Origin of the sequence: Bacillus sp. FSL R9-9492 (assembly GCF_038007365.1) — a bacterium.
Lineage (GTDB): Bacteria > Bacillota > Bacilli > Bacillales > Bacillaceae_G > Bacillus_A > Bacillus_A mycoides.
Genome location: NZ_JBBOXC010000001.1, coordinates 2,858,132 through 2,885,109 on the forward strand (window position 1 = coordinate 2,858,132; position 26,978 = coordinate 2,885,109).

32 protein-coding genes and 1 pseudogene are annotated in these 26,978 nt (G+C 34.3%); 9 read left to right on the forward strand and 24 right to left on the reverse strand.

Features of this window, described 5'->3' with window-relative positions:
- Nucleotides 1–15 precede the first annotated feature (15 nt).
- The 6 genes from MKY70_RS14525 to MKY70_RS14550 form a co-directional block, all read right to left on the reverse strand.
- The gene (locus MKY70_RS14525) at nt 16–255 is read right to left on the reverse strand and encodes a DUF3953 domain-containing protein (protein WP_002165667.1); all 240 of its coding nucleotides are present in this window, start codon (nt 253–255) and stop codon (nt 16–18) included.
- Between the two features lie 21 nt (nt 256–276).
- On the reverse strand, nt 277–522 hold the full coding sequence (locus MKY70_RS14530) for a DUF3977 family protein (protein ID WP_000873838.1): 246 nt from the start codon (nt 520–522) through the stop codon (nt 277–279).
- Nucleotides 523–637: 115 nt separating this feature from the next.
- Nucleotides 638–2,488: a sigma-54-dependent Fis family transcriptional regulator gene (locus tag MKY70_RS14535; RefSeq protein ID WP_088033635.1), complete on the reverse strand. Its 1,851-nt coding sequence runs from the start codon at nt 2,486–2,488 to the stop codon at nt 638–640.
- Nucleotides 2,489–2,802: 314 nt separating this feature from the next.
- Nucleotides 2,803–3,141: an NIPSNAP family protein gene (locus MKY70_RS14540; protein ID WP_002127705.1), complete on the reverse strand. Its 339-nt coding sequence runs from the start codon at nt 3,139–3,141 to the stop codon at nt 2,803–2,805.
- Nucleotides 3,114–3,710: a GNAT family N-acetyltransferase gene (locus MKY70_RS14545; RefSeq protein ID WP_341024824.1), complete on the reverse strand. Its 597-nt coding sequence runs from the start codon at nt 3,708–3,710 to the stop codon at nt 3,114–3,116. The genes MKY70_RS14540 and MKY70_RS14545 overlap by 28 nt, the downstream gene beginning before the upstream one ends.
- Nucleotides 3,711–3,722: 12 nt before the next feature.
- A complete protein-coding gene (locus MKY70_RS14550; protein ID WP_341024827.1) occupies nt 3,723–4,493 on the reverse strand; it encodes a DeoR/GlpR family DNA-binding transcription regulator in 771 nt (256 codons plus the stop codon).
- Between the two features lie 251 nt (nt 4,494–4,744).
- On the opposite strand from MKY70_RS14550, the gene MKY70_RS14555 reads away from it, so the two are divergent.
- Complete coding sequence (locus tag MKY70_RS14555) at nt 4,745–5,236, forward strand: hypothetical protein (protein WP_341024829.1); 492 nt, start codon at nt 4,745–4,747, stop codon at nt 5,234–5,236.
- 48 nt (nt 5,237–5,284) lie between these two features.
- Here MKY70_RS14555 and MKY70_RS14560 read toward each other — a convergent pair whose 3' ends face one another.
- Nucleotides 5,285–5,911 carry a DUF4085 family protein gene (locus MKY70_RS14560; protein WP_341024831.1) on the reverse strand — a complete coding sequence of 209 codons (627 nt, stop codon included), beginning with the start codon at nt 5,909–5,911 and terminating at the stop codon, nt 5,285–5,287.
- A 220-nt stretch (nt 5,912–6,131) separates the two neighbouring features.
- Between MKY70_RS14560 and MKY70_RS14565 the strand changes: the two genes are divergently transcribed.
- Nucleotides 6,132–6,725 (forward strand): hypothetical protein, encoded by a 594-nt coding sequence (locus MKY70_RS14565; protein WP_061674243.1) that lies wholly within the window; start codon nt 6,132–6,134, stop codon nt 6,723–6,725.
- 168 nt (nt 6,726–6,893) lie between these two features.
- Here the strand turns inward: MKY70_RS14565 and lpdA are convergent, their stop codons facing one another.
- The 5 genes from lpdA to MKY70_RS14590 all read right to left on the reverse strand — a co-directional run bounded on the left by lpdA (nt 6,894) and on the right by MKY70_RS14590 (nt 12,215).
- The gene (gene lpdA, locus MKY70_RS14570) at nt 6,894–8,273 is read right to left on the reverse strand and encodes a dihydrolipoyl dehydrogenase (protein ID WP_341024834.1); all 1,380 of its coding nucleotides are present in this window, start codon (nt 8,271–8,273) and stop codon (nt 6,894–6,896) included.
- Nucleotides 8,274–8,288: 15 nt separating this feature from the next.
- The gene (locus MKY70_RS14575; protein WP_341024835.1) at nt 8,289–9,488 is read right to left on the reverse strand and encodes a dihydrolipoamide acetyltransferase family protein; all 1,200 of its coding nucleotides are present in this window, start codon (nt 9,486–9,488) and stop codon (nt 8,289–8,291) included.
- 27 nt (nt 9,489–9,515) lie between these two features.
- Entirely contained in the window at nt 9,516–10,550 is a 1,035-nt protein-coding gene (gene acoB / locus MKY70_RS14580; RefSeq protein WP_002085142.1) for an acetoin:2,6-dichlorophenolindophenol oxidoreductase subunit beta, read from the reverse strand.
- A gap of 17 nt (nt 10,551–10,567) precedes the next feature.
- Nucleotides 10,568–11,566, reverse strand: coding sequence for an acetoin:2,6-dichlorophenolindophenol oxidoreductase subunit alpha (gene acoA, locus MKY70_RS14585; protein ID WP_002127717.1), 999 nt, complete (start codon nt 11,564–11,566; stop codon nt 10,568–10,570).
- Nucleotides 11,567–11,735: 169 nt separating this feature from the next.
- Nucleotides 11,736–12,215: a DinB family protein gene (locus tag MKY70_RS14590; RefSeq protein WP_002085139.1), complete on the reverse strand. Its 480-nt coding sequence runs from the start codon at nt 12,213–12,215 to the stop codon at nt 11,736–11,738.
- Nucleotides 12,216–12,478: 263 nt separating this feature from the next.
- On the opposite strand from MKY70_RS14590, the gene MKY70_RS14595 reads away from it, so the two are divergent.
- Together MKY70_RS14595 and MKY70_RS14600 are read left to right on the forward strand one after the other, a co-directional pair.
- The gene (locus tag MKY70_RS14595) at nt 12,479–13,324 is read left to right on the forward strand and encodes an oxidoreductase (protein WP_341024838.1); all 846 of its coding nucleotides are present in this window, start codon (nt 12,479–12,481) and stop codon (nt 13,322–13,324) included.
- Between the two features lie 40 nt (nt 13,325–13,364).
- Nucleotides 13,365–13,874: a GrpB family protein gene (locus tag MKY70_RS14600; protein WP_341024841.1), complete on the forward strand. Its 510-nt coding sequence runs from the start codon at nt 13,365–13,367 to the stop codon at nt 13,872–13,874.
- Between the two features lie 108 nt (nt 13,875–13,982).
- On the opposite strand, the gene MKY70_RS14605 is transcribed toward MKY70_RS14600, so the two are convergent.
- The 5 genes from MKY70_RS14605 to MKY70_RS14625 form a co-directional block, all read right to left on the reverse strand.
- Nucleotides 13,983–14,366 carry a DUF4181 domain-containing protein gene (locus MKY70_RS14605; protein ID WP_060751394.1) on the reverse strand — a complete coding sequence of 128 codons (384 nt, stop codon included), beginning with the start codon at nt 14,364–14,366 and terminating at the stop codon, nt 13,983–13,985.
- A 165-nt stretch (nt 14,367–14,531) separates the two neighbouring features.
- The gene (locus MKY70_RS14610; RefSeq protein ID WP_080784428.1) at nt 14,532–14,849 is read right to left on the reverse strand and encodes a DUF4181 domain-containing protein; all 318 of its coding nucleotides are present in this window, start codon (nt 14,847–14,849) and stop codon (nt 14,532–14,534) included.
- A gap of 63 nt (nt 14,850–14,912) precedes the next feature.
- Entirely contained in the window at nt 14,913–15,749 is an 837-nt protein-coding gene (locus tag MKY70_RS14615; RefSeq protein ID WP_341024844.1) for a PP2C family serine/threonine-protein phosphatase, read from the reverse strand.
- Nucleotides 15,733–16,224: an HIT family protein gene (locus MKY70_RS14620; RefSeq protein WP_078185648.1), complete on the reverse strand. Its 492-nt coding sequence runs from the start codon at nt 16,222–16,224 to the stop codon at nt 15,733–15,735. Before MKY70_RS14620 ends, MKY70_RS14615 begins: the two co-directional genes overlap by 17 nt.
- Before the next feature lie 104 nt (nt 16,225–16,328).
- Nucleotides 16,329–16,502, reverse strand: a complete 174-nt coding sequence (locus MKY70_RS14625) for a hypothetical protein (protein WP_002085128.1) — start codon at nt 16,500–16,502, stop codon at nt 16,329–16,331.
- A 215-nt stretch (nt 16,503–16,717) separates the two neighbouring features.
- Between MKY70_RS14625 and MKY70_RS14630 the strand changes: the two are divergent.
- Nucleotides 16,718–16,955 (forward strand): annotated as a pseudogene (locus tag MKY70_RS14630) (hypothetical protein).
- A gap of 47 nt (nt 16,956–17,002) precedes the next feature.
- On the opposite strand, the gene MKY70_RS14635 reads toward MKY70_RS14630, so the two are convergent.
- Both MKY70_RS14635 and MKY70_RS14640 read right to left on the reverse strand, forming a co-directional pair.
- The gene (locus MKY70_RS14635; RefSeq protein WP_002127727.1) at nt 17,003–17,839 is read right to left on the reverse strand and encodes an ABC transporter permease; all 837 of its coding nucleotides are present in this window, start codon (nt 17,837–17,839) and stop codon (nt 17,003–17,005) included.
- Nucleotides 17,832–19,037 (reverse strand): quaternary amine ABC transporter ATP-binding protein, encoded by a 1,206-nt coding sequence (locus MKY70_RS14640; RefSeq protein WP_002013036.1) that lies wholly within the window; start codon nt 19,035–19,037, stop codon nt 17,832–17,834. Before MKY70_RS14640 ends, MKY70_RS14635 begins: the two co-directional genes overlap by 8 nt.
- Before the next feature lie 173 nt (nt 19,038–19,210).
- On the opposite strand from MKY70_RS14640, the gene MKY70_RS14645 reads away from it, so the two are divergent.
- A complete protein-coding gene (locus tag MKY70_RS14645) occupies nt 19,211–20,068 on the forward strand; it encodes a glycine betaine ABC transporter substrate-binding protein (protein WP_002085124.1) in 858 nt (285 codons plus the stop codon).
- Nucleotides 20,069–20,121: 53 nt separating this feature from the next.
- On the opposite strand, the gene clpP is transcribed toward MKY70_RS14645, so the two are convergent.
- Together clpP and MKY70_RS14655 are read right to left on the reverse strand one after the other, a co-directional pair.
- On the reverse strand, nt 20,122–20,703 hold the full coding sequence (gene clpP, locus MKY70_RS14650; protein WP_002136712.1) for an ATP-dependent Clp endopeptidase proteolytic subunit ClpP: 582 nt from the start codon (nt 20,701–20,703) through the stop codon (nt 20,122–20,124).
- A 20-nt stretch (nt 20,704–20,723) separates the two neighbouring features.
- Entirely contained in the window at nt 20,724–21,410 is a 687-nt protein-coding gene (locus MKY70_RS14655) for an RNA polymerase subunit sigma-70 (protein ID WP_341024846.1), read from the reverse strand.
- A gap of 143 nt (nt 21,411–21,553) precedes the next feature.
- Between MKY70_RS14655 and MKY70_RS14660 the strand changes: the two genes are divergently transcribed.
- The 3 genes from MKY70_RS14660 (at nt 21,554) to MKY70_RS14670 (ending at nt 23,081) form a co-directional block, all read left to right on the forward strand.
- Nucleotides 21,554–21,874 (forward strand): 2Fe-2S iron-sulfur cluster-binding protein, encoded by a 321-nt coding sequence (locus MKY70_RS14660; RefSeq protein ID WP_002189833.1) that lies wholly within the window; start codon nt 21,554–21,556, stop codon nt 21,872–21,874.
- Between the two features lie 4 nt (nt 21,875–21,878).
- Nucleotides 21,879–22,541 carry a ribose 5-phosphate isomerase A gene (rpiA, locus tag MKY70_RS14665; RefSeq protein WP_088033830.1) on the forward strand — a complete coding sequence of 221 codons (663 nt, stop codon included), beginning with the start codon at nt 21,879–21,881 and terminating at the stop codon, nt 22,539–22,541.
- A 105-nt stretch (nt 22,542–22,646) separates the two neighbouring features.
- A complete protein-coding gene (locus tag MKY70_RS14670) occupies nt 22,647–23,081 on the forward strand; it encodes a GNAT family N-acetyltransferase (RefSeq protein WP_002189834.1) in 435 nt (144 codons plus the stop codon).
- Between the two features lie 212 nt (nt 23,082–23,293).
- Here the strand turns inward: MKY70_RS14670 and MKY70_RS14675 are convergent, their stop codons facing one another.
- From MKY70_RS14675 to MKY70_RS14685, 3 genes are all read right to left on the reverse strand, one after another.
- On the reverse strand, nt 23,294–24,661 hold the full coding sequence (locus MKY70_RS14675; protein ID WP_341024848.1) for a lytic polysaccharide monooxygenase: 1,368 nt from the start codon (nt 24,659–24,661) through the stop codon (nt 23,294–23,296).
- A 438-nt stretch (nt 24,662–25,099) separates the two neighbouring features.
- Nucleotides 25,100–25,660: a hypothetical protein gene (locus tag MKY70_RS14680; protein ID WP_002165644.1), complete on the reverse strand. Its 561-nt coding sequence runs from the start codon at nt 25,658–25,660 to the stop codon at nt 25,100–25,102.
- Nucleotides 25,661–25,736: 76 nt separating this feature from the next.
- Entirely contained in the window at nt 25,737–26,933 is a 1,197-nt protein-coding gene (locus tag MKY70_RS14685) for a macrolide family glycosyltransferase (RefSeq protein WP_341074525.1), read from the reverse strand.
- Between the last annotated feature and the right edge of the window lie 45 nt (nt 26,934–26,978).

Here is a 26,978-nt window from a genome sequence, read left to right on the forward strand (position 1 = left end):
ATGCTTAGTAACGGTTTATTTAAAATATTTTATTAACGATACAATAATACAAAAAAGTGATGTAAGTAATAGCAAAAGCCCCATATTCTTATTCTCTTTTTCATCCTTCTTAACGTTGTGTATCCCCATACCGGCAAGCATAAAACCTAAAAGTAATTGTAAAATGAGCATACTTTGCTTCGAATCATCATTCCAACTGTAAATAGAATAGCCCATTATAATAAAAGCGAGTATGAATGTGATAATTCTAATCATAAAAACACCCCCTGTGTGATTCTATTGTTTTAACCTACTCACCATTCCAACAATAAACTTATACTCAGCTCTACTTTTTCTTACTTTCTTAAAGCCCTCTTTCGTATCAAAAATAAAACACGTTTTCCGAAACCAAATCCGTACATATAAAGACTCAAAATAAATTGGTTTAATAATTCCTCGTTCCTCGAATTCAGTTCCATCTTTATTTTCGGTTTCCGTTCGAATGAACCACCTATTCCCGATTCCAATTTCAATATACTTCACATGCTAACCCCCTTCAGGAAATCTTCTTTCTAATTATTCTATTATTTCCCTGGCAAGCGCACATTCCGACAGAACGTGAGCCCATAAAGAAAAAGTAGATTACAAAAATCTACTTTTATAGCCTAAATTTTTGCATACGTTTATAAAATGTACTGCGTGGCACATCTAATAGTTTTGCAGCTAATGAAACATTTCCGTTCGTCTTTTGCAACGCTTCAATCATGCTATCACGCTGTATTTTTTCACGGAAATTTAATGTATGCTCCGTTTTATTTTCTGCTTGCAATTCAAGTTGATGTTGATTTCCAATCATTGTTTGTAATAAAAAAGAGATTTGTTTTTCGCATATTTCCCGTCCTTGCGACAAAATGTATATGCGTTCTACTACATTTAATAATTCTCGAATATTTCCGGGCCATGTATGCTGTGAAAATTGATTACAAATACTCTTTGGAAATACAACATTCCAATCCTTTCGTTCACAAAAATGTTGTATGAAGTACGGAATATCCTCTTTTCTTTCTATTAACGACGGAACATATAGCGGATAAACATGTAAACGATAATATAAATCTTGACGGAATTTCCCTTCTTCTACTAATCGTAGTAAATCTTTATGTGTCGCAGTAATAATACGAATATTTACTGGTACCTCTTTTGAACTACCAATTGGGGTTACTGTTCGTTCTTGCAAAACACGCAATAATGCCACTTGCATCTCTGGCGGTACTTCACCAATTTCATCTAAAAATATTGTTCCTCCGTCTGCTTGTTCGAATTTCCCTTTATATCCTTGGCGCCGCGCACCTGTAAACGCACCTTCAGCATAACCGAATAATTCACTTTCCATTAATTCTTTCGGTAATGAACCGCAGTTAACAGCTATAAAAGGACCATTTTTTCTTGGACTATTTTCATGAATCGCTCTCGCTACATATTCTTTCCCTACACCTGTTTCTCCACAAACATATATACTAGCGTCAGTTGGTGAAACAAGCTTAATTTCTTCTAAAGTATGTTGAAATACGCTGCTTGTCCCAATAACTCCAGGGAAAGTAATTCCGTTTATAAACGGGTAAGTAGAAAATAAATTTTCTTGTTTATTTTCCTTTAAGTAAATACATTTCCCAATCATTCTATCATTACTATATACCGGTACCTCTAATTTAGGTTTCAATCCATTGTGCAATAAATCTTCAAGTTTCATTCGTGACCAATTACATACTCGTTCACGAACCCTCTTGCTCGCAGAAACGATAACATCACGATGGTTACAAATAACAACTTGTTCATCACTGTCAATTACATCTAAAAAACGATGGATTAAATGCAGTTCATTTTGATGTACTCGAATACTACATTCACGTTCAATCGCATGCGCGATCGAAGTTACCATTCCGAGCATATATGGATGTGAAAACTCAATTGGACAGGAGAAATCTAGAACACCAATTAATTTCCCATCATCATTATGAATCGGAGAGGCCGCACAGCTCCAGCTATGAGATGCGACAGAATAATGCTCTGTACCACTTATCATAATAGCCTCTTCAATCTGTAACGCTGTTCCTATCGCATTTGTACCAACAGCTGCTTCCGTCCATTTCACACCTTCAATAAAATTAATATGTTTCGCTCGTTTCAACGTTTGCTGATTCCCACTTAATGATAGAACATAACCATCTGGATCAATTAATAATGCCATCATTTGCAGTTCATCAATGGTTTTTCTCATATTTTGTATTTGAGGTATTGCTATATCAAGGAAGATTTCACTCTTTTTCTTTTGATCCTGAAAAATATCAGAAGACAAAATTTTCTGACCTTTATTCATATGAGGATTCACATTTGCTTGTTTACATCGATGCCATGACTCTGAAATTCTTTCGTTTATACGGTTCGAATCAAGGACTCCTTCATCCACAAACTTTTTCCATGTATGTAAGTAAAACGGTGAAGCTAACATTGTATCATCTCCCCTATTAATTGTTTTGGAGATTTATAAAACATACTTTTATTATAAAACTGAATAAAAGCGTTTTCAATACAACTAGAAAGATGACACAAATATGTTAATAATTTGAATATCTTAATGAACTTCTTTATTCTTTTTTAGTAGAACTATATTTTGTATAATGGACGCAAAGAAAATACATAACCAAAACCACTTTTGTGGATTGCCGTTTATAAAGAAAACTATCACCGCTATTGCAAATAAAATGGTGGATGCTAAACTAAAATATAATTTTGTTTTAATTCCCATTATTCCTCACCCCTCTATCACTTTACAGTACATACTAACTCTTCATTTTTTAACTCTAATATGTACTCCTGTAAAACATATTCTTTCCCGCCATGTTTTTCATACCAATCATGTATTCTTTTAACATGTATCTTGTCGCTTCTAATTTTTGATTCAATTTCTTTATACTGTTCATAACTATCATATTCCCATATTGCAAATACTTCAGTCGTACCATCATTATTATCTTTCATCCAGCGTCCTATTAAACGAGAACCATATTTTATTTGATTAGGTAAATTAGTATCATTGAAATGATCATTAAATATTTCTATGAATTCATTTTTTACTACATAGTATTTCCTTCTGTAAAACATACTTCTTCACCTCTTTTATGAAAAGTATCAGTAAACCTTCCCATTACTACCGTATTATAATACTTACCATCCGACAGTTTTTTATCATTTTTTAGAATACCTTCTACCTCCAAACCTAATTTTTTATAAAGTTGGATGGCTTTTTCATTTGTCTCTAACACTTGCAATGATATCTTTTTCACTTCATTTTCATCAGCCCACTGAATAGATTGTTGCAATAGACTCTTACCCATTCCATATCCCCAAAACTCTCTTAAAATACAAACACCAAACTCTACTTTATGGGATAATCTCTTCAAATTTGATCCTTCACATCTCGAAAATCCTACGATTCGGTTGTGCACTTCTGCAACTAAAAAAAGATTCTTCATCTCTTCACTATCTGTTTTTACTATTTTTTGAAACCCTATCTTATCAATAAACCCCTCTCCAGCTTCTCTATCCATATTTTCAGTTTCGCCATCGATCTGAACTCTAATTTCCGATAACTGCTCAGCATCCGTTTCAGCTGCAGAACGAACTGTATAAGTTAATCCATTTATATGAAACTCTTGTCCTTTTATAATCATTTCAAACTCCTTTTAAATGAGGTCTATTGACGCTATTACAATTTCTTTACCTTGTTTCTCAAATTGTTGAATCGTTTCTTTACTAGCCCCTTCATCTGTTATTATAAGGTCAATTTCTAACAGTGACTCTCCTTTTATAAAGCAGTCTATTCCAAGTTTATTATGAGGAGCTAAACAAATATTTCTTCTAGCAATTTTACTTACTGTTTTTCCAAAATAAGCAACTTCCGGTGTCGCAGTACTTATACCATTCAATGAAATACCGCCACCTGTAGAGAAATAAAGATCAATAGAGAATCTACTTATCAATTCAGAGGCCAGTGTATCTGTCATATTTCCTGATGGTTTCACTTTTCCACCAATTAAGTACGTATCAATGTTCTTATATTCTCGTAACTTACTAGCAATTTCTAAAGCATTCGTAATAACTATAAATGATGTTTCAGGTAAATACTTTAACATGGCATAATGAATGGAAGCCCCGCCAATAAAAACGGAATCTCCTTCTTGTATGTAGGATACAGCAACTTTCGCAATCGCATCTTCATCTATTGAACTATCACGATAACGTTTCGATGGTTCGGCAGCTAAGTTTCTCACTCGCGTAAGTTCAACTGCACCTCCGTGCGTTCTTTTTAATAAACTCTCTTTCTCCATAATGGATAGATCTCTTCTTATAGAATCAATAGACATATCAAAACTTTCCGCAAGATCCTTTGCGATTACTCTTCCATCTTTCTTAAGTAACTCTAAAATTTTCTCTCTACGCTCTTCAGTGAACATGTTATCACCACCATTATTGAAGATTCAGAAATTTAATCTTTATTTTAATTATATGCATGCTTTTTCTGTATTACAATATTTTCAATTCTGATTTATTCAGCTTTATACAGTTTTTCTCCCTCTTTCTATCCCATTAACTTGAAAACGAAATAAATGTATATTTGCATATTCCACAAACATACTTCCATTTACCTTCCTATTGATGTAAAATTATTCCTATGTTTTACTTTTTAATACAGAAAGGGATTACTATGAAATCTATAATTAAAGTAACTTGTACAGCATTATTATTTACAGGAATAATGGCAGGGTGTAGTGGAAATACTGCACCAAAACAAGAAAAGAGCGCTTTTGAAAAGAATGCAATGCACTATGGGGAAATATTTAAAAACGAATACTATAGAGCAACTGTTGAAAATGCAAAATTCGATAAAATAGACAAAGAGTGGCGTCTCACAGCTCGCGTTACTATAAATAATGCTCGTGCTGAAGGACAAACGATAGATCTTTCAGAAATAAAATATTTCATAAAAGATGAAAAAACGGGTGAAAAATACGAAGGTGAATTTATACAAAATGAAAATGCTAAAAAGGTTCCATCTGAGTTTTCTTTAACTACCGACATTGTATTTAATATGAAAACTTCTCCAAAAGATTTAAATAATATGTATTTATACATAGATAGCAAAGCTGCGCCGTTAACAGATACATATTGGAAACTTGATAATTTAGCATCTAAATAAAAAACAGTCATATAAGACTGTTTTTTGTTTGTAAAGTTATAAAGTTTACTAGTTACTTTTCTTAAGCAATACATCTTTTGCACAAATCGTCACTTCTTCAAATGGGCAATCAAATAAAACATCCAATTCGAAACCTTCATTAGTAAGATCTATTTCATGACATAACCACCAAGCACCTTCAAAATTTTCCGGAATAGAACATTTCGTTACGCCTGTAAAAGTTACTTCCAGTTTGTCAAATTCACTGAAAGTACCACTGCAATCTAAAGTTATAATTAGCGTATCTTTTGATCTTCTCTCTACTGATTTGACTACACTGTCATGTAGTGAGCAATTATGTAACTTCATAACATTTGTTGGGAGTTTTTTCTTAATCGAATAGAAGTGCTCTAAGTAGAATCGATCTAAATGAGCCCTTCGTTTCTCACAATCCTCTATCCATTCTTTCATAAGTTTTTTCAATTCACTAGAAGGATATTCTGAATTAATTGTGGTGCTATGAATAAATGGATGTATGGATTCAGGAAGGAATTTTAATAAATCTATTTTCCTTTCCTTTATTTCCTCTATTAAACTTTGTATATCCATTTCTGACCATTCTTTTATAGACTCTATAAAACTTACAAATTCTATAATTTGCATTTCTTTATACCAATCTTTATTGAAATACTTCAATGGCTTTCCTCCTAAAACATTTCAACATCCAACAAAAGCAATATATCTATTTATTATATCATTCCAATAGCTATTTTTTCTAAAGAATAAATGCAAAAATGTAAATATTCCGCCTATTATTTCTAAAACTTCAGAATATTTACAAAAATGTGAAATTAGAATACATTTTACATGTACAAGTTTTACCTGTACAAAAATCTAAACAAAAAGGGATGGTTATATGTTGAAGAAATTAGTAGCAGGGACATTAGTAGCAGGTTTTGCATTAACTGGAGGATTAGGAGTAGTAAGTGCTGCAGAAAAAGATAATACAATTAAATCATTTGATTATTTAAAAGTTGATGAAAAGAATGTTAATTCATTCACAAAATTAAGCGATCAATCAAAAAAAGACATCCAAATTACTATGGTACTACCTAAGCAAAATGAAAATGGAGATTGGTTAGCTTATGGCTTTACTAGCAGAGAAACATTGAATGCTTTTATTGAAAAGGATAAAAAGGCACTTAAAAATAAAATTAACCCTTTAGGTAGTGGTGCTGGTAGTACCGATTTTTATGAGCATCAAAATAAAGGTGGACAGTATATTTATTGGAGCAGTGGCTTTAAAAACCTACCTTCTAGCTGGAACGACAGAATTTCTTCTGTAAGTACAGCTTCACCTTCTGCAAGTTATTCAACAACGCTATGGGAACATTCTTCAACTCAAGGATATGGAAAAGGTGTCTCCTTTAGACACTCTGATTGGTATGGTCAAACTGCTAATTTAGCTGCAGATTGGAACGATATAACTTCAGCTATTGAAATTAAATAGTAACAGCGCATTTCAATTAAATAAGTGAAGACGTTTCAAAATCACTATACTCTCATCGATTAAAAAAACATGAGAGTATAGTGATTTTTCTAGTATCTTTTTATACATATTGCTACTTAAATATTATTTACTAAAAAGACCAGTCATATTAGACTGGTCTTTTTACCTTCAAGCATGTACAGCATGTCCTACCGCCTGCAATAATGCTTCATGGATTGCTTCAGATAAAGTTGGATGTGCTGCAATATAATCTCTCATTATATCAGCGGTTACTTCTGTATGAATCATCACCGTTCCTTGTCCGATTAGTTCGGTTGCACGAGGACCGATAATAGAAATCCCTACAATTTCTTGATATTTAGGTTCCACAATAACTTTTACTTTCCCCGTTTGTTCTCCAATAATAAGCGCTTTTCCGTTCGCTGTAAATGCGAATTCTCCGATGAGGATGTCACCGTATTGCTCTCTTGCTCCTTTTTCTGTTAAACCGACACTAGCAATTTCTGGAGCTGTATAAATACAGCGAGGTACAGCATGATAGTTTACTTTCACATCTTCTCCGCTCGCGTGTAATGCCGCTGTCGTTCCTTCATGGAAGGCAACGTGAGCAAGCTGTATTCCACCAATCACATCACCCGTTGCGTAAATATGTGATCTGTTTGTTTGCATATGTTCATTCACAGAAATTCCTTTATTTGAAAATTGAATGCCTGCTTTTTCTAAAGCTAATTCTTGTACACGTGGTTTTCGACCTACAGAAACGAGAATGAATTCCGGGTTGGCTTCTTGGATACTTCCTTCATATTCAAATGAAGCCTGCTTCTTATAATTATTTAATCCTTTTAAAGCCGCTCCTGTAAATATTTTTACGCCATCATTTTCTAGTTTCTCCCTTAAAATTTGTGCGATATCTTCATCTTCACCAGGTAATAATTGCGATGCCATTTCAACAATCGTAACTTTTGTTCCAAGACGACTATAAATGCTTGCAAACTCGCAACCTATTACACCACCACCAACGATTAATAATGATTTTGGTATATTTTCTAGGGACATTGCATGACTACTATTTAAAATCCACTTCCCATCAAATGGAGCAAAAGGTAATTCAGTTGGTTCTGATCCTGCCGCTATAATGAACTGTTCTCCATCTACTACATCTTCTTTATCACCGTGTGTAACTCGCATACGGTGATCCGTTTCAAATTTCGCTTTACCTTGTATAACTTTTATTTTATTTTTCTTCATTAAATATTGGATTCCTTGGACGAGCTGCGTTACGATTTGTGATTTTCTCGTCTGTATTTGTTTCCAATCAATTGATATATTCTGCTTATCTACTAATACTCCAAAACGATTCGCATGATTAACAATATCGTATACTTCCGCACTTTCTAACAATAATTTCGTAGGCATACAACCGACATTTAAACAAGTCCCGCCAAGATCAGCTTCATCAATAAGAGTGACATCTTTTCCATTTTGAGCCGCGGTAATTGCCGCTACATAACCAGCAGGTCCGCCCCCAATAACAACTAAATTACTCATTTTCTCACCTTCTCTTTATAAAAGAATTGTTACAGGCTCTTCTAAATAACTTTTAATTGTGTGTAAAAATGCAGCTGCTGGTGCACCATCTAATACACGATGATCGAATGTTAAACTTAAAGGTAACATACTTCCTTTTCTTAATTTTTTCCCTTTATATACAGGAACATGTTCAATTGCACCTACACCTAAAATACCAGTTTCAGGTGTATTTAATACTGGTGTGAAATATTCAATCCCGAAGCTACCTAAATTACTAATTGTAAATGTTGTCCCTTGCATATCATCACTACTTAAACTGCCTGCTCGTGCCTTTTGTGCCACATTTTTAATCTCTTTAGATAACTCTACTAAAGATAGATTATTAGCAAAGCGAATAGCTGGAACGACTAATCCTTTTTCTAACGCGACTGCCATACCCAAATGAATATATTCAAATTGATGAATGGCATCATCTATATAAGCGCTATTCATTTCTTTATGCTCCCCAAGCGCTAATACAACAGCACGAGAAACAAAATCCGTAATGGTTAGTTTGTTATCGTATCGTTTTTGTACAACTTCCGCTATTTCTTTATGTAAAGCAACTAAATCTGTAACATCTACTTTCATCGTTAATGTTAATTGCGCACTATTTTGTAAGCTTGCATGCATACGGTTCGCAATTGCCTTCCGCATACCAGTAACAGGAATGACTTTACTTTCTTCTTGTTCAAGTACTTCTGGAATCGGCACTCTTTTTTCAAGCACCTTTAACACATCTACCTTTGTAATTCTTCCACCAGGACCTGTACCAACTAATGCCTTGATATCCAGATTTTCAGACTTTGCAATTTTCTTCGCAACAGGTGAAATTTTGATTCTTTGATTTGCTATTTCTTTCGCATATGGTTCTGGATGTTGTATATTTTTAGGTTCTGGATTAGGTATTTTTTCTTCTACAACATTTGTACTTTCATAGACTTCTATTTTTTCGTCCTGTTTACCGATGTAGCAAATTACAGTACCCGGCGGCACTCCCTCATCTTCACTTACAGCTATATCAAGAACAGTTCCATCAGCTGGTGCTTCTATTTCAGTTTCGATTTTTTCCGAGTTAATACTAGCAATTAGTTCACCTTTTTCTACATTATCACCTGCTTTAATATTCCAGCTCGTAATAATACCTTCTTTCATCGCCATACCTAACTTCGGCATTACAACTTCTACAGCCATGTTTCTCTCTCCCTTCTCATCGTTTCATTACACACGTAATAAAGATTGGTCTCCGATCATTTCTGATACAGTTTCAATTACTTTCTCCGGCGTTGGTAAATATAACTTTTCAAGTGGTGGCGAAAACGGAACTGGTGTATGTGGCGCTGTAATTCGTTTAATAGGTGCATCTAACAAATCGAATCCTTTATCCGCTACAATTGCCGCAATATCTGTTGCGATACTACATCTTGGATTTGCTTCGTCAATAACAATTAGGCGATTCGTTTTTTCAACAGATGCTAAAATCGTATCTTCATCCAGCGGTGATAAAGAACGTGGATCGATTACTTCTACTTCGAGTCCTTTTTCCGATAATTGCTTTGCAGCCGCAAGTGCTGTATGAACTTGTTTTCCAATTGCAACGATTGTTACATCAGAACCTTCACGTTTAATATCTGCTTTTCCTAAAGGAATTGTATAGTACCCTTCTGGTACTTCGCCTTTCATATTGTAAAGTGTTTTATCTTCAAAGAAGATTACTGGATCGTCATCTTCAATTGCCGCTAATAATAAGCCTTTTGCGTCATAAGGAGTGGAAGGAACGACAACTTTTATACCTGGAATGCTCGTAAATAACGCATATAAACTTTGTGAATGCTGTGCCGCTGCGCTAAATCCAGCACCGTGCATCGTACGTACTGTAACTGGCACTTTCGCTTTTCCACCGAACATATAGCGGAACTTTGCACCTTGGTTTAATACTTGATCAAGACAACTACCGATAAAATCATTAAACATTAATTCAGCTATCGGGCGTAAACCTGTTGCAGCAGCTGCCATCGCCGCTCCCATATAACCCGCTTCTGAAATTGGAGTATCTAAAATACGATTTCGACCAAATTCTTGTACAAGTCCTTTCGTAACACCGAGTACACCGCCCCATGCTTCATCATCTTGCAAGTGATCCACTTGTGCACCGCCTGCAACATCTTCTCCGATTAAAATTACGTTTTCATCACGACGCATTGATATTTTCATCGCTTCATTAATTGCAGTTGACATACTTACTGTTCTAGTCATTATTTTTCACCCTCCTCTTATTTGTAAGAAACGTATACATCTTTTAATAATTCTTCATCCTCTGGATATGGACTGTTTTCACTAAATTCAATTGATTTTTGTACTGCTTCATCTACTGCCTTTTCCATATCCACAAGTTCGGATTCCGTTAATAAAGCTTCATGAATTAAATGCTTGCGGAAATGCACAATCGCATCTTTTTCATTTAAATGTTCTTCTTTTTCTTCCGCTGTTTTATACGTTTGTGCTTCTCCTTCAAAATGACCGTAATTACGATATGTCATGCATTCAATTAAAGTTGGGCCACCGCCATTACGTGCACGCTCAACAGCCTCTTCCGCCGCTTTATATACTGCTAATAGATCTTTTCCATCTACTTGAACACCCGGAATGTTATATGCTTTTGCACGATCAGCAATAGAGTTACAACTAGAAGCATATTCAAATGTTGTTGCTTCACCGTAACCGTTATTTTCTGCGATAAAAATAACTGGTAACTTCCAAATCGCTGCTAAATTAACCCCTTCATGGAATGTTCCTTCATTATTTGCTCCGTCACCGAAGAAGCAAACACTTACATCTTTCGTTCCTTTATATTTAGCTGTTAATGCTGAACCGCAAGCAAGTGGAAAACCTCCGCCTACAATCCCATTTGCACCAAGCATTCCTTTATCTAAATCGGCAATATGCATTGAACCACCTTTACCTTTACATAACCCTGTCGCTTTCCCAAAAAGTTCGGCCATCATGCCATTTAAATCACAACCTTTTGCGATACAATGGCCGTGACCTCTATGCGTACTTGTAATACTGTCACTATCTGTTAAGTGGGCACATACACCAACTGCTACTGCTTCTTCACCAGCGTATAAATGAACGAAACCTGGCAGAACGCCTTGCGCGAACAATTCATGCACCTTGTCTTCAAACTTACGAATCTCTAACATTTTTTCATACATCCAACGAGCTTGTTCTTTCGTAATTTCATTCCCTTTACTTTCAGTTGTTTTTAACATGTCCAGCCCTCCTATTTTCTTGTTCATCTTTTATATTGCAAGTACTGTGCCAAATTCTAATCCCTGATTTAATAGGTTTTCTCTTTTCTTTCATAATAAAAAAGTGGACAAAATGAGACATCTGTCTCGTTTTGTCCACTTTTGTTCACCTAATTTGAGAATTATTATCTTATTCATTATCAAAACTCTTCTGTAATTTCCGAATGTAAATAATTTGACCAATGTGATACGCGTTATGAGTCGTTACATTAGCTAATACTTCCCACCACTTCGCAGATACAGGAAATCCAATTACATCACTTTCAACCTTGTCTTCATTTATGAGACTTTGCCATTGTAACAGTTTCTCTAATAGTTTTTCTCTTAACTCTTCAAATGTTTGATTATCTGAAAGCATAAAACTTTTGTTATTATCACCAATAGCAGGCACAGCATTAACATTTGATTCTTTGTACCTAGTTTGCCACGTCGTATTCCAATACAGTAAATGTTGTACAATTTCAGCTATACTATTACACTCTTCATTCGGTTTCCAGAAAGCTTCTCTCTCAGATAAATCCTTAACTGCATCTGAAAATGGAATATACCAACTGGGATCATTCGCATTTGCTAATAACTGATCTGCTAATACGTCTTTAACATGGAACACTTTGCTTCCCCCCATTTTAAAAACTTAATTTCATCATCATGAATGCAACACTCTCTTCTCTATATACGCTGAGTCTATACGATTCCCTCTTTTTAGCCACACTTATGCGCGCTAAAAAAAACTTAAAGCACCTAATCCATAAGCCGCCTCCTAAAATATAGAATGCTACTAATTGCTATTACATGTATAAAAACAATATGTAAGATTAATAGATTTTCTCTTTATAACTCGTTATGATAAAAGAAAAAGAAAGCGAGCGAACAATGAATACAAAAATCGCGATTATTACAGGGGCATCAAGTGGATTCGGACTTTTAACGACACTTGAACTTGCAAAAAAAGACTATTTTGTCATTGCTACAATGCGAAATCTTGAAAAACAAGTAGACTTAATATCTCAAGCTACTAAACTCCACTTACAACAAAATATAAAAGTTCAACAATTAGATGTAACAGATCAAGGTTCTATACATAACTTCCAATTATTTTTAAAAGAAATAAACAGAGTAGACCTTCTCATTAATAATGCAGGATATGCAACTGGGGGCTTTGTAGAAGAAATTCCAGTAGAGGAATACCGTAAACAATTTGAAACGAACCTTTTTGGAGCTATATCAATCACTCAGCTTGCCTTACCATATATGAGAGAACAGAAAAGCGGAAAAATCATTAATATTAGCAGCATTAGCGGCCAAGTCGGATTCCCTGGTTTATCCCCTTACGTTTCTTCAAAATATGCATTAGAAGGCTGGAGTGAATCCCTTCGTTTAGAAGTACAACCTTTCGGAATAGATGTTGCATTAATTGAACCTGGTTCTTATAACACGAATATTTGGGAAGTTGGTAAACAACTAGCTACAAACCAATCTGATAGTTCTTCTCCTTACAATGAATATATGGATAAAATCCAAAAACATATTAATAGCGGCAGTGATACATTTGGTAATCCGATAGATGTTGCAAATAAAATCGTAGAAATTGCTGAAGCAAGGCGTACTACATTACGATACCCAATTGGGAAAGGTGTAAAATTTATGATCTTTGCGAAGAAGATTTTACCTTGGAGATTATGGGAGTTTCTTGTTTTGAAGAGTTTTAGGAAGATGTAAGTAACTTTATTGAAAAAATATGTAAGGGGGTGCTAATTAAATGCTAGGTTTACCCTATGGTAAAGTGTTTTTAGTTCCGTGGTCCGAAAAGTGGGAATTTGAATTTTCAAAAGAAAAACAATTGATTGAGGAACAAATTGGAAAATATATTTTAGCGATACACCATATCGGAAGTACTTCCATCCCGCATTTAAGCGCAAAACCTATTATTGATATTGCGATTGAATTAAAAGATTTCAAAAGTGGTCTAAAATGTATTACAAACCTAGAACAATTACATTATAAATATAGAAAAGATGTATTACCTGAAAGGTATTATTTCAATAAAGGTGAGCCAAGAACTCATCAAATTCATATGTATGAACAAGAGAATAAATATTTAATGGAACAATTAAAATTCAGAGACTACTTAATAGACAATAAAACTTCTCGTATGCAGTATGAACAGTTAAAGATTCAACTTTCAAAAGCTAACCCTAATGATAAGCATAAATATGCAGCGGATAAAACAAATTTCATTAAATCCATATCGGTTAAAATAAATGATTAAATTGCGAAGGCCGAACTTCATACACATAATAAGAAACCATTCATGTATAGATGAATGGTTTCTTATTAATTAGTTATCTCATTATTTGTACCATCAATAATCATTTTATTATGCAGCAGGTGGAACGAAGTAAAATAGCATCGAAGTCATAAAAATAACTGCAAATAATCCAATTATCGAAAAAATATATTCTTTCGATTCTCTATCATACTTCCATTCCATCCATGTCCTTAGGATCCACGTAACCCCTAAATAAGTGAAAATGATAAACCAAATATTAGTGCTTTCGAATTTAAAGATGTAAATAAAACTAATTATTAAATAAACAAAAAGCAGTCCTATTTCCAATTTTTTATGTAAGCTATTTACATATTTATTATATCCCCAAAACCCGCTCTTTGGCATATTCAATTTTTTTCTTAAAAATCGATCCAAAAAGTAGCCCGCTATACAAAAAACAAAAATTATAATCCAAAATGTATAGGTTCTCAATATCATTCCTCCTATTACTTCATTGAATTGTTTAAAATAAAGTGGACTATATTAACGGTTATTGAACGAGTATTCTTGAATGATCTTCATTAAAAATGATCGATTCTGCACGTAAGAAAAGGTTTTTCATTTCTTCTCTCCCTCTTCCTTTAAATTTATACTATATTAAAGGAAGAAATATAGTATGAACCCTGTTATTATTAATGCTGCAACTCCTAATAATGAAATCAAAAACTCCCGCGATTCCTTATCATATTTCCACTCCATATATGATTGAAATCCATATAACGTAATAAAAAACAAAAGAGGTACATAGCCCATATATATACGATTTGGAAGAAAAGTGCTTATAGCAATAACAACTATATAAGAGGAAATAATAATTCTATTTCCCCATTTATGTGTATCATTCACATATTGGTTATTCCATCCTTTTTGTTTCGGTATATTTAACTGTCTTCTCGCTATTCTTTCAAAAACCAATAAAGATAGCACCCATAAAATTAATAAGGATATTTTTGTAACTGACAGAAAACCCTCTCCTTTTTATTTTTTCACTTTAATTTTCTCCGACTGATCACTCGGATACGTAGCATTTGTTTTGTTTTCTAGGTCCCAACTAATAATGGTCGCACTATCTCGTCCTAATTGATGATGAACGTGTTCTAAAATATTGTGAACATTTTCTTTAAGCGCTATATTATTTTTATTCATATCACTGTATAGGTTTAATGGCGTTTCATAACGGCGTTCCCCGCATTCTAATACCCCATCTGTCACCATTACAATTCGATTCTTTCCAGTACGTAGTTCACGAATTCCTGAAGAATAGCAAGGAACAGGTAAATCAAATGTGTTTACATTTCCAATCCATTCGTAAAAGTGGCGTTGATTCAATGTATATTGTCCTAATTTATGTAATTCATCATGAAATACATAAACTAAGCAATCACCTATGGAAAGCCACCATATGTAATTTTCTTTTCTTACGCATATTAAGCAAGCAGTTTCACCTTTTACCCTTTCGCACTTTTCTTTAAATGAGCAGGATTGAAATATCGTAAGTATATAATTTTCAACAGATCGAAATACGGTTTCAATTGATTCTTTCATAATCACTTCTATATTTTCATATTCTTTTTTAATTGTATTTACTACTAAATCCACACTTTCTGTACTATTATGTCCGTCTAATATAACGGCGAATTCCCAATCACCATTCGACAAAACTAATGCACCGTCTTCATTCTTTTTTGCTCCGGCACTTATATTCCCGCCGTATTTACCAAGTACGATATCACCATATTGCTTTACTGAAACTTCGTCTAAACACATTTCCCTACTTCCAACCCATGAATATTGTGTATTATTTGTTGTATGCATACTCATTTACCATATACTTTCGTATTCTTTCGCATAGTTTTTTAATTTTCTCTGAATCTCCATGTGGTGCACCAGTCCAATTTGCTACTTCAGTCGGTGACCAAAACTCTTTTGGTGTATTTGGATAACGCGGAATAATGTGCATATGCAAATGTGGTACACCATTACCTGAAACGAAACTGTAAATATGTTCTGCACCTTTGCTTTCTTTAAGCGCTTTACTTACTCTACTTGTTATCAGTCCGAATGCCTTTGCCTCATCTTCAGTTAATTCAGCGAGACCAGGTACATGTCTCTTTATATCAATCATTACATAACCAAGATATGTTTCTTCTGCATCCCAATGGACATGTCCAACGTAAATGAGTTCATCTTCGTAAATAGCTCCACCTGGAACTGTAATGTTCCCTTTATGTTTTTCACAAATGAAGCAGTTTTGTTCTGCTTGATTGTTTATTGGCATATCCATCACCATCCTTTGCATATATAATATCATAAAAAAAGGAAAAATAGGTTTTATATTCCGAAAATTCAATCTCTTGAAATGAGAATTTTCACATTAAAATAATTTACAACTCATTATTTCTTCAAAAGCGTAATCCCCATTCCAACTGCAATCCCAATCGCTATTCCGATTGCTATATTATCATTAAATACACCAGGAATTACACCGATTACAACACCTATAGCGACACCAATTGTCATAGCATCATTTCTTTTTTTATTATTAGCCAAAATAGCATCTCCTCTCATAATTTCTCCCCATATAATATCCATTTACATGAACGTTGCTGTCTCCTAATATATTTGCTATTCCGCTTGAAAATTTCCAGAAAATGTACTTTATTACTTTTCCATTCCCCCTACATAATCCTCTTCGTTTGAAAGAATTTTTAAGTCACCATTACATATACATAGGCATTTACTATAAGAAAGATCAGTAATTTATTGAAGGAGGAACGATTCAAATGTATCCTCATTGGAATCCAAATATAAATCAACAATATGCTTACTCCCCCCCATCCAGTAAGGAATACACTGCATTATGATTCGCAATACATGATGCAGCGTATCGCAAGCCTTGAAAGCCAATTAGCTAAATTAATCTCATTAATCGAAGAAAATAATCAATTAATAAAATCAATGGAACAACAGCAAAACCAAGTTTGTGCACCAGCTGGAGGTTCTGTTATTGTTCGGATGTAATTCGAATTCAAAAAACACACTTTTTAGTATAAAGTGTGTTTTTTGAATTATTTTCTTTTTGTATAAAACCCTTGCGTAATTCGGTCTAATATAATCGCAATCACGACGATAGCTAGTCCAGCTTCAAATCCCATTCCGATATTTACTTGTGTTACAGAGCGATATACATCGACGCCAAGTCCTGGCGCTCCTACAAGTGAAGCTGTTACAACCATTGATAACGAAAGCATAATACTTTGATTCACGCCAGCCATGATCGTTCCGGTTGCGAGCGGTAATTGTACTTTAAATAATTTTTGTGATGCGGTAGAGCCAAACGCATTCGCAGCTTCAATTAAATCTTCTGGAACTTGTCTAATTCCTAAGTCTGTAAATCTGATTGTCGGTGGCATAGCAAAAATAACGGAAGCAATAATGCCTGGTACGACGCCTACTCCAAAAAATGTTATCGCGGGAATGAGATAGACGAATGCCGGCATTGTTTGCATAAAATCTAATGTCGGTTTTAAAAATTTTGAGAAACGTTCATTTTGAGATGCTAAAATGCCAATGGGAATTCCGATAATAATTGAAATAATAACTGACGTAAGTACGAGCGCTAATGTTTGCATCGTTTGTGCCCAGTAGTTAATATTTAAAATAAATAATAATCCGATGAGCGTAAAAATGACTAAAGATAATTTCCTCGTTGTGTACCAAATGAGGAAACATAAGATGATAATCATCACTATGGCTGGTATTATTGTTAAAAAATTAGTGAGTAAATCAACAAATCCACCGATAATATAGGAGAATCCTCGGAACAAGCCTTCAAAGTGCTCATATAAACTTGCAACAAATGAATCGACCCATTCGCCTAATGGAATGCGCGGAATATTATTCATCGTCTTTCACCTCTTCCTCAATGTTACCTGCAAGAGCTTGAATGACACTTTCACGTTTAATAATTCCTCTCAACCTTTTCTTTTCATCAATTACGGGTAATGGATATTTCATCTCCGCCATTTTTGCATACGTTTCTTCCAGTAATGTATCTAGATAAACGTGTGGAATATCGTTAAGTAATAAATCAGCAATTGGCCATTGTTTTTTCATTGCTTTACTTGCATCATCCGCTGTTAAAATACCTAAAAACTCATACTTTTTGTTCACAACATATACCGTAGAAACACCTGCATTTCTCATAATTTGCAGAGCTACACGCGGCCCACGATCGATTAATAACGTTTCTGGTCTTTTTAAAATAGATTCTGCCGTAATTACTTTTCCTAAATTCACATCCGCCACGAATTTCTCTACAAATTCATTTGCAGGGCTCATCATAATTTCTTCCGGTGTTCCAATTTGGACAATTTCTCCATCTTTCATTAATGCGATACGATCACCAATTCGAAGAGCTTCATCTAAATCATGTGTAATAAAAATAATTGTTTTTTCCATTTTATCTTGTAACTCTAACAATTCATCTTGCATTTCTTTTCGAATTAGTGGATCTAATGCACTAAATGACTCGTCCATTAGTAATACATCTGGATTATTCGTTAGTGCCCTTGCAATTCCAACACGCTGCTGCATACCACCACTAAGTTGACTAGGGTAATTATCTTTATGATGATCGAGTCCTACTAACTGTAGCGATTCTAACGCCTTATTTTCTCGTTCCTCTACTGGAACTCCTTGAATTTCTAACCCGTACGCAACATTTTGTATTACCGTGCGATGTGGAAATAAAGCAAACTTCTGAAAAACCATACTCATTTTCGTCCTTCTTACTCTTCGCAATTCTTCTTTTCCCATCGTTGCGATGTCTTCACCATCTATGTATATATGCCCGGCTGTCGGTTTGATTAATTGATTTAGCATTCGAACTAGCGTTGATTTCCCGCTACCGGATAAACCCATAATAACGAAAATTTCTCCGGTGTATACTTCAAACGTTGCCTTTTTCACACCAACGTTCATTCCTGTCTCTTTTAAAATTTCGGATTTGCTTTTTCCTTCTTTTAATAAGGTAAGCGCTCGTTGCGGATGTTTCCCAAAGACTTTTGTTACATTTTCAACACGTACCTTTGTATTATCCATGTCACTACTCCTTTTCTACCCATCTATTTACATAGTGTTGCGATTTTACAGAGAAATATTACATAAAAATGACATATATAAGATTTCTTTAAAAATTCTTGTTTCCGTTCATAATAAGAAGGTTCACTTATAGATTAATTTATAAAAAGCAAAAGCTTCACAGGAGGTTTTGAATGCGAAAAAAAATATGGATTATAAGTCTGTTACTATTTATTAGTATGATTTTCACTTCTTGTAATGCAACAAATGCAAATTCGAAAGGAAAAATTAAACTTGGTGTAACAAGTTGGAAAGAAAATATCGCAACCGCAAATATGTGGAAAGTTTTATTAGAAGAAAAAGGCTATAAAGTTGAACTCATGTATTTAGAAAAAGCTGCGATATGGACTGGCGTCGCACGTGGTGATGTTGATGCGAATCTAGAAGTATGGCTTCCTGTTACGGATAAACCATTAAATGCCCGTTACAAAGATGACTTCGTCTTAAAATCAAAATGGTATGAAGGTACTGGGCTTGGTTTAGTCGTCCCTTCTTATGTGAAAAACGTTAACAGTATTGAAGATTTAAATGCACATAAAGATGAGCTAGATAATAAAATTGTTGGGATTGAACCTGGTAGTAGCCTAATGAATTTAACGAATAAAGCAATGAAGGAATATGATATAAAACTAAAACTTGTCCAATCTTCAGAAGCTGCGATGATGAGCGAACTAAAGAAGGCATATACGAAAAAGAAACCAATCGCTGTTACGCTTTGGAATCCTCATTGGGGCTTTTCAGAATTTGACTTAAAATATTTAAAAGACCCTAAGAAAGTATATGGTGAAAAAGATGACATTTATTACTCAGTTCGTAAAGGTTTCGAAAAAGATCATCCGGATATTGTGAAATACTTTGACCAATGGAAAATGAACGATGAACAACTAGGTACTTTAATGGTCATGCTAAATAAAACGAAAGATCCAGAAGAAGCTGCTCGAAAATGGATAAAAAAGAATCAAGCTTTAGTTGATGAATGGATAAAAGAATAAAGAATGACAAAAACAGGCTAGAGAATTTAGTATATTCTCTAGCCTGTTTTACGTTATTTTTTCTCAATAACTGCATCAACAATTCCATATTCCTTCGCTTCTACTGCCGTCATAAAATAATCTCTTTCTGTATCATGAGCTACCTTTTCTACTGGTTGCCCTGTTCGATCAGATATAATTTTGTTAATATCATGTTTTAACTTTAATATTCTTTTTGCTGTAATTTCAATCTCCGTTGCTTGCCCTTTTACACCGCCGAGCGGTTGATGAATCATGATTTCACTGTTAGGGAGCGCAAATCTTTTTCCTTTTGCGCCAGCTAATAGTAAAAGCGCACCAAATGATGCCGCAAAGCCCATACAAAGTGTTTGCACATCTGGTTTAATAAGGTTCATCGTATCTAATATTGCAAATCCCGCTGTCGTTGAACCACCCGGACTATTGATATACAGGAATATATCTTTTTCTGCATCTTCCGCTTCTAAAAACAATAATTGTGCTACTACACTGCTTGCAACTTGATCGTTAATTTCTGAACCAATCATAATAATTCGGTCTTTTAATAATCTTGAATATATATCATAGGAGCGTTCTCCTAATTTCGTTTGTTCTATTACGTAAGGAATTACACTCATTATAAATCCCTCCATCTGTTTTATGCCGCATTAAGCATACAACTGTAAGAAGAAGATTGTTTCATACTGAAGAATAACACTGGTTGTATTGATGGTAACTTAGTGAAATCTATTGTTGGGAGAAGTTTCGTCAACAATTCAGGTCTTTCTTCTCGAATAGAAGTTACAACGATTTCAACATCATCCGTGTACTCCACTATTTCAATGCCTTCTTCATTTACAGTTTTCAGCCTATTTCTACTCCTAAATAAAGATGCTTTCACTGCCCCTTCTGATACAGAGCATATTTTTGCAATATCCGCGATACTATACTGAAAAACATCCTTCAATAATAAAATTACGGATTGTTGCACATTTAACGAAGACAATACTTTCCCTACCATTTCATGCAAATCTGCAATTTTTCCATGTGGTTCTTCAAATGTATTTTGCTGTTCTAACTTTTCTTGAACGGATTTTGATTTCATTTGATCTAACCATTGATTTCGAGCAATTTTATACAGAAGCGTTATACAAATTTCCTTCTCACTATACTTTTGAAGAACTTTGCAAATTGCTTCTTGGGCAAGGTCTTCCCCATCCCATTTGTTTTTCGTCAAAAACGTACAGTATCTTTTTACCTCTGCATAATGTGTAATTAAAAATTTTATATTTGAATGATTCATATCGATATGATCCTTTAAAACCTGAGTTACTTTTGTGCACAAAATAACCACTCCTTTTCAGCGCTTACTTAATAAACGATTGAACAAATAAAAAAGTTACGGGGCTTATAATTAATTTTATGTTTATGTTCATGAATACGGGTCATAAATATGTTATATAGAATTTTACATGAGGAGGAATCAATTTGCCAAAATTAACAGTTGAAGGTACCGGAACTTTCGATATTAAAGAAGGAACGAAATTAGTATTAGCACTTGAAGATAACGGTGTACACATTCTTCATCGTTGCGGTGGCAAAGCAAGATGTACAACTTGTAGAGTTGAAGTCATTGCAGGTGATTTTTGTGAGGCGACAAATGATGAAAAACAAGCTATTACGGAAAAAGGAATTGAAGACCACTTACGATTATCGTGCCAAATGCGTGTACATAAAGATATTACCGTTCGCCCTATACTTACAGTTGAAAATTCCGGTTTAGATGCTGGATCACGCCCGGCGGAGTAAAATGATGAATTTAAAACAGCTAGCCGGTGAGTATGCTGCTGGCTTTGTAAGAGATGGAATGAGGGTTGGACTTGGTACGGGTTCAACTGTATATTGGACAATACAAAAGTTAGGGAAACGTGTGCAAGAAGGTTTATCTATTCAAGCTGCACCGACATCAAAAGAAACTGAAGTATTAGCAAAACAATTATCTATTCCGCTAATTTCTTTAAATGAAATTGATATACTTGATCTCACAATTGATGGAGCAGATGAAATCAATACTGATTTACAATTAATAAAAGGTGGCGGTGGTGCATTACTTCGCGAAAAGATTGTTGCCACCTCCTCTAAAGAACTTATTATTATTGCAGATGAATCCAAACTCGTTTCACATTTAGGTACCTTTCCAATTCCTATTGAAATCATCCCCTTCTCTTGGAAGCAAACTGAAAAGAGAATTCAATCTTTAGGATGCGAAACGCGTTTACGTATGAAAGATGGCGGACCATTTATAACTGATAACGGCAATTTAATTATTGATTGTATTTTTCCAAACAAAATATTGAATCCAAATGATACACATACAGAGTTAAAGATGATTACCGGTGTAGTTGAAACAGGATTATTTATCAATATGACGAGCAAAGCGATCATCGGAACAAAAAACGGTATAAAAGAATATTAAGCATTTTAAAGGCTGACTTTTGCAAGTCAGTTTTTTCTTTTATAGCATTACAGTATGATATACTATGAAAACACATTCATATCACACTAGAAAGGGCTGAACAATTTGCAATCCAAACTCATAACAGAACTTACAGATTTAGAAACTGCCTTTCACATTCGAAAAGAAGTCTTTGTAAAAGAACAAGGTGTCCCACTTGAAGATGAATTCGATACATATGACCAAATTGGCGAGGCATGCAAACATATATTAGTTTATTATAATGAACTTCCTGTAGGAACTGGCCGTATACGATTCGTTGACGGAATGGGTAAACTAGAAAGAATTTGTATTTTAAAAGACTATCGCAAATACGGATTAGGCAAAGTAATCATTCAAAAGTTAGAAGAGATTGCTCGTAACAAAGAAGCAAACAAAGTTAAACTACACGGTCAAACACAAGCTGAAGGGTTTTATGAAAAATTAGGCTATCAAACTTCTTCCGACGTATTTATGGAAGATGGAATTCCACATATTCTTATGACGAAAGTGTTATCATAATAGAAAGGTTACTATATGATTCTACATTATGTATTCGTATAGTAACCTTTCTGTAGCTTATTCGTTTGAAAGTCTCTTTGATGAATATTCTAGATTAATACAAAAAGACGACGCTGAATACGTCGTCTTTTTTATAAGCAGAAAAGTTAACTCTCAAACTTCCTTTTTTTGCATCAAAGCCCATCATCTTTCATTTCATTTTGAGGTAAAGCTTACACTGTTTTCCATAAGGATAAAGCAAAAATCCAGTTTGGATCCCCATGTCCTTCATAATTCTGGACTGCTTCATACACTTTTCCCTCGTGTAAAACTCTATCTTCCTTTTTATATGCTTTCTTTGCATCCCACGCTTCATATGAAGCGCTTTCAGTTTTTGTAGTAATTGTGAACGTATCACTTTGTACGGATTCATTTCCAACTACATCCACTGCTTTCACTGCATATTTATAAGTAGTATTAGCGAGTAAATTTTTATCCATATAAGAAGTCGTATTGGATGTTGCAATTTTTTTCATTGTTCCTTCTATTTCTCTATAAATATCGTAATAGTCTACTCCAACGTTATCATCAGATGGGCTCCACATTAGATCCACACTTGACGCTGTTGTTCCCATGCTATGTAATCCTTTTGGTTGTGTTGGTGCTTCTGTATCAGGAGCTTCAACTGTTGTTTTCACTGTAAGCGCTGTACTTTCTTTCGATACATTGCCAGCTGCGTCAATTGCTTTTACAGTATAAGTGTATTCTGTGCTTGGTTGTAATTTCTTATCAATAAAATAAGTGCCTGGTACTGTGTCAATCATCTCTCCGTTATGGAAGATTTGGTACCCTTTTACTCCTACATTATCCGTAGAAACGTTCCATGTTAGTTCTATACTATTCGCTGTTACTTTTTGCGCCTGAATTCCATTTGGAATACTTGGCGCTTCTGTGTCTGGTTTCACATTATTGATGAGATTCACATCAATTACATTATAGAACGCATTTGCTGTATCAGCTACATCCCATACAGCTAAAATCACATGATATCCACTACGGTCAGTAGGTACATTGATTTTATGAGTTAAATTATTTGAAGCTGCAGAACCATCATGTTGTACAGTGCCAATTGGCTCAAAGTCTGCTCTTGTTAGTGCTTTATTTGGATTCCATCCTTTTTTTGTAATATAGTAGTGCCATTTGCTTGTTAAGTGAGGTGCTGTATACTTCCAAGTAAATGTATTTTCCCCACCAGTGATTGTATTTTTAAACCAACGATTTGCTGTTTGTTGATCTAAAATACCGCCAAATTTTCCACCTGCAGAAGCGATTTGCCCATCAACTGGGCCACCTTGTGGGAATCCTTTTGGAGCTTCTAAACTTTGTGGTTCATACATAACACTTCCGCAGTTTACATTTAGAGAACCATAAGTTGGACTACATAAAGCGGAACGGCTACCAGGCTTTTCAACAAAGCCGTGCGCGTATGCATTTTGAGGAATAAGTGTCGTGCTGATAATTCCAGCTGTTAATGCAACAGCTCCTATACTTTTTTTGTTCATTTTCAAGTTTTGTAGTTGTTTTAAAAATCGATTATTCATGTTCCTGTCCCCTTCTTGTTATACTTCGTAGTGTAATGTGGGCTTTGATGTAAAAGAATAACAAGAGTCAATCTTATTTCGTGTATGCGTAAATATGCATACACCGTCGTAAAGAAACATTTCATTTCTTGTGAAATATTTCACTTATGGAATATATCATGACATAGAAATCACCTAAACGTGTGCAGAAGTTGTGCAGAAACAGTGAAATTACTACTAACACGTAAAACTACATCCTAAATTTATAAAGTAAAAGTGAGCAATAGAAATTGTAGTACTTGTAATGAAAAATTTTAGGTATATATATGGATGAATTGCACCAAGTCGTCTTGAAACCCTTCATCGTTAACTTAAAACGCATGGCAATGTGAGATCACATTATTTTAAAACAACGTGCCATCTCCATTTTCCATATATCTTTCTATCAATACTTTGAAATTACTTATCACTTGTAAACATTTCCGAATCCGTCAATATCGTTTCATAAAATTTATCATATTCTTCACTGTATTGAAGTTTTAACTTTTCTATTAAACTTGTATCTGGTGAAACAATGTCAATAACGTCTGTACTTATATACAATAAATAAGTATCGTTATAAAAAGAAATATACGCTTGCTGACCACCATTAACGACATACTTGCAATACTTATATACTTCATCTTCATGTACACCTTTAATCGTAGTAAATATGATTGTACTTTCAAGATCATCAACGTCTACTTTCGTTTCTGTCCAATTCTTAATCTTCATGAACCTTCCAATTTTTGTTTTCTCATTTATTCTCTTACTTTTACCATATGTTATGTAACCGGAAATAAATGAAACATCAATCGTATCAGGACTTTTAAAAAGTTCAGTCAAAATCCCTCTTAATCCTCTCAAATTACCCTCAAATAATTCTATATCGAATCTAATTCTATTTTTCGCCTCCACTTGAAAAAATGGTGTAGCTGTCATATCAGCAAAATTTACATCTAGTATTTTCATTCTTTCCATTTCATCAATTCCTCGCTTCATATAACATAAAAGTGTCTATATCATTTAATATAGACACCCTTTCACATGTATAGTTTTAATAACGGCCTGTAAATTTAAAAATTTCATCAACAGCTTGCTTATACCCACCTGATTTTCGGAGAGACTCCTTCAAATTCAAAGCAGCTTCTTTACATGACGGATTATTTAATACTATTTCTACACTTTCACTTAGTTGATCCGCAGTTAATCCTTGCATTTGCAATTTAACTCCTGCCCCGAGACTCTCCACTTGCTTTGCGATTACTGGCTGATCTGCACTTTGCGGAATTACAACGAGTGGAACCCCGTTATATATCCCTTCATGCGTACTGTTCATACCGCCGTGTGTAATAAATAGTTTCGTATATTTGAGAAGTTCAGTTTGTGGTACATAGTTTTTCACAATGAAGTTTTTAGGGATATTACCTAAATCACTTATTTCCGTTTTGTTGCCAATAAACATAACAATTGTATGCTTACTATTCTTGAACGCCTTCATACAAAGTTTATAAAAATCAAGCGCTTCATTAAAAACAGTACCTAATGAAATATAAATCAGGCTTTTTTCTTCAATTGAAGTGTAATCAAAACCTTCATTTTTCACTTGTGTAGAGATAGATGGACCCACAAATTTGAATGTTTCATTAAATGTATCCCCAAAAGGTTGGAACTCCTTAATTGTATACACAATAGTAAGTGAAGCTGGATTGCAGAAAACTTCATACGGTGAATCTATATCAACACCATATTTTTCTGTAATTCCATTAGTTAAGTTTTCAAAATCATTATGTATTCTATCCTGAACTTCCAGTGGAATATTTTTAGAAAGATGGTCTAACATTTGTTTAAATGATTTTTCATCTTGTGCAAAAGATGTGCATGAATTTATGGCTGGAAGATTAAGAATTTGGGCAATTAAGCGACCACAGCCAAACATCGAATCATGAATAATATAATCAAAATGTTCACCTTCAATTTGTTCTAAAACACTAGGTATTACAACATCCGTTGTATGTAGAAGGCCGTTTATTCTTTCCTGTAAATAATTTCGACCACCGGAAAGAAATGCTTGTATAAATTTTTGATCATCAATCGTTCGTACAGTAGCACCTGTCTTCTCAATACGCTCCCTGAAAGCCTCTATTGAAAAATAAACTACCTCTTCACCGCGAGAAATCAGTTCTTCTACAACATGTAATGTTGGATTTATATGTCCTTCTGATCCAGCGTTAATGAATAAAACACGTGCCATTCAAAACACTCCTTAAATTTTAAAATTTCTATGTTGTAAAGAATA

Coding starts and splice junctions, on each gene's coding strand:
- MKY70_RS14525 (WP_002165667.1), bottom strand. CDS start 255: ATGATTAGAATTATCACATTCATACTCGCTTTTATTATAATGGGCTAT.
- MKY70_RS14535 (WP_088033635.1), bottom strand. CDS start 2,488: ATGTTAGCTTCACCGTTTTACTTACATACATGGAAAAAGTTTGTGGAT.
- MKY70_RS14540 (WP_002127705.1), bottom strand. CDS start 3,141: ATGTTTTACAGAAGGAAATACTATGTAGTAAAAAATGAATTCATAGAA.
- MKY70_RS14545 (WP_341024824.1), bottom strand. CDS start 3,710: ATGATTATAAAAGGACAAGAGTTTCATATAAATGGATTAACTTATACA.
- MKY70_RS14550 (WP_341024827.1), bottom strand. CDS start 4,493: ATGTTCACTGAAGAGCGTAGAGAGAAAATTTTAGAGTTACTTAAGAAA.
- MKY70_RS14555 (WP_341024829.1), top strand. CDS start 4,745: ATGAAATCTATAATTAAAGTAACTTGTACAGCATTATTATTTACAGGA.
- MKY70_RS14565 (WP_061674243.1), top strand. CDS start 6,132: ATGTTGAAGAAATTAGTAGCAGGGACATTAGTAGCAGGTTTTGCATTA.
- lpdA (WP_341024834.1), bottom strand. CDS start 8,273: ATGAGTAATTTAGTTGTTATTGGGGGCGGACCTGCTGGTTATGTAGCG.
- MKY70_RS14575 (WP_341024835.1), bottom strand. CDS start 9,488: ATGGCTGTAGAAGTTGTAATGCCGAAGTTAGGTATGGCGATGAAAGAA.
- acoB (WP_002085142.1), bottom strand. CDS start 10,550: ATGACTAGAACAGTAAGTATGTCAACTGCAATTAATGAAGCGATGAAA.
- acoA (WP_002127717.1), bottom strand. CDS start 11,566: ATGTTAAAAACAACTGAAAGTAAAGGGAATGAAATTACGAAAGAACAA.
- MKY70_RS14595 (WP_341024838.1), top strand. CDS start 12,479: ATGAATACAAAAATCGCGATTATTACAGGGGCATCAAGTGGATTCGGA.
- MKY70_RS14600 (WP_341024841.1), top strand. CDS start 13,365: ATGCTAGGTTTACCCTATGGTAAAGTGTTTTTAGTTCCGTGGTCCGAA.
- MKY70_RS14615 (WP_341024844.1), bottom strand. CDS start 15,749: ATGCATACAACAAATAATACACAATATTCATGGGTTGGAAGTAGGGAA.
- MKY70_RS14620 (WP_078185648.1), bottom strand. CDS start 16,224: ATGGTGATGGATATGCCAATAAACAATCAAGCAGAACAAAACTGCTTC.
- MKY70_RS14625 (WP_002085128.1), bottom strand. CDS start 16,502: ATGAGAGGAGATGCTATTTTGGCTAATAATAAAAAAAGAAATGATGCT.
- MKY70_RS14635 (WP_002127727.1), bottom strand. CDS start 17,839: ATGAATAATATTCCGCGCATTCCATTAGGCGAATGGGTCGATTCATTT.
- MKY70_RS14640 (WP_002013036.1), bottom strand. CDS start 19,037: ATGGATAATACAAAGGTACGTGTTGAAAATGTAACAAAAGTCTTTGGG.
- MKY70_RS14645 (WP_002085124.1), top strand. CDS start 19,211: ATGCGAAAAAAAATATGGATTATAAGTCTGTTACTATTTATTAGTATG.
- clpP (WP_002136712.1), bottom strand. CDS start 20,703: ATGAGTGTAATTCCTTACGTAATAGAACAAACGAAATTAGGAGAACGC.
- rpiA (WP_088033830.1), top strand. CDS start 21,879: ATGAATTTAAAACAGCTAGCCGGTGAGTATGCTGCTGGCTTTGTAAGA.
- MKY70_RS14675 (WP_341024848.1), bottom strand. CDS start 24,661: ATGAATAATCGATTTTTAAAACAACTACAAAACTTGAAAATGAACAAA.
- MKY70_RS14680 (WP_002165644.1), bottom strand. CDS start 25,660: ATGGAAAGAATGAAAATACTAGATGTAAATTTTGCTGATATGACAGCT.
- MKY70_RS14685 (WP_341074525.1), bottom strand. CDS start 26,933: ATGGCACGTGTTTTATTCATTAACGCTGGATCAGAAGGACATATAAAT.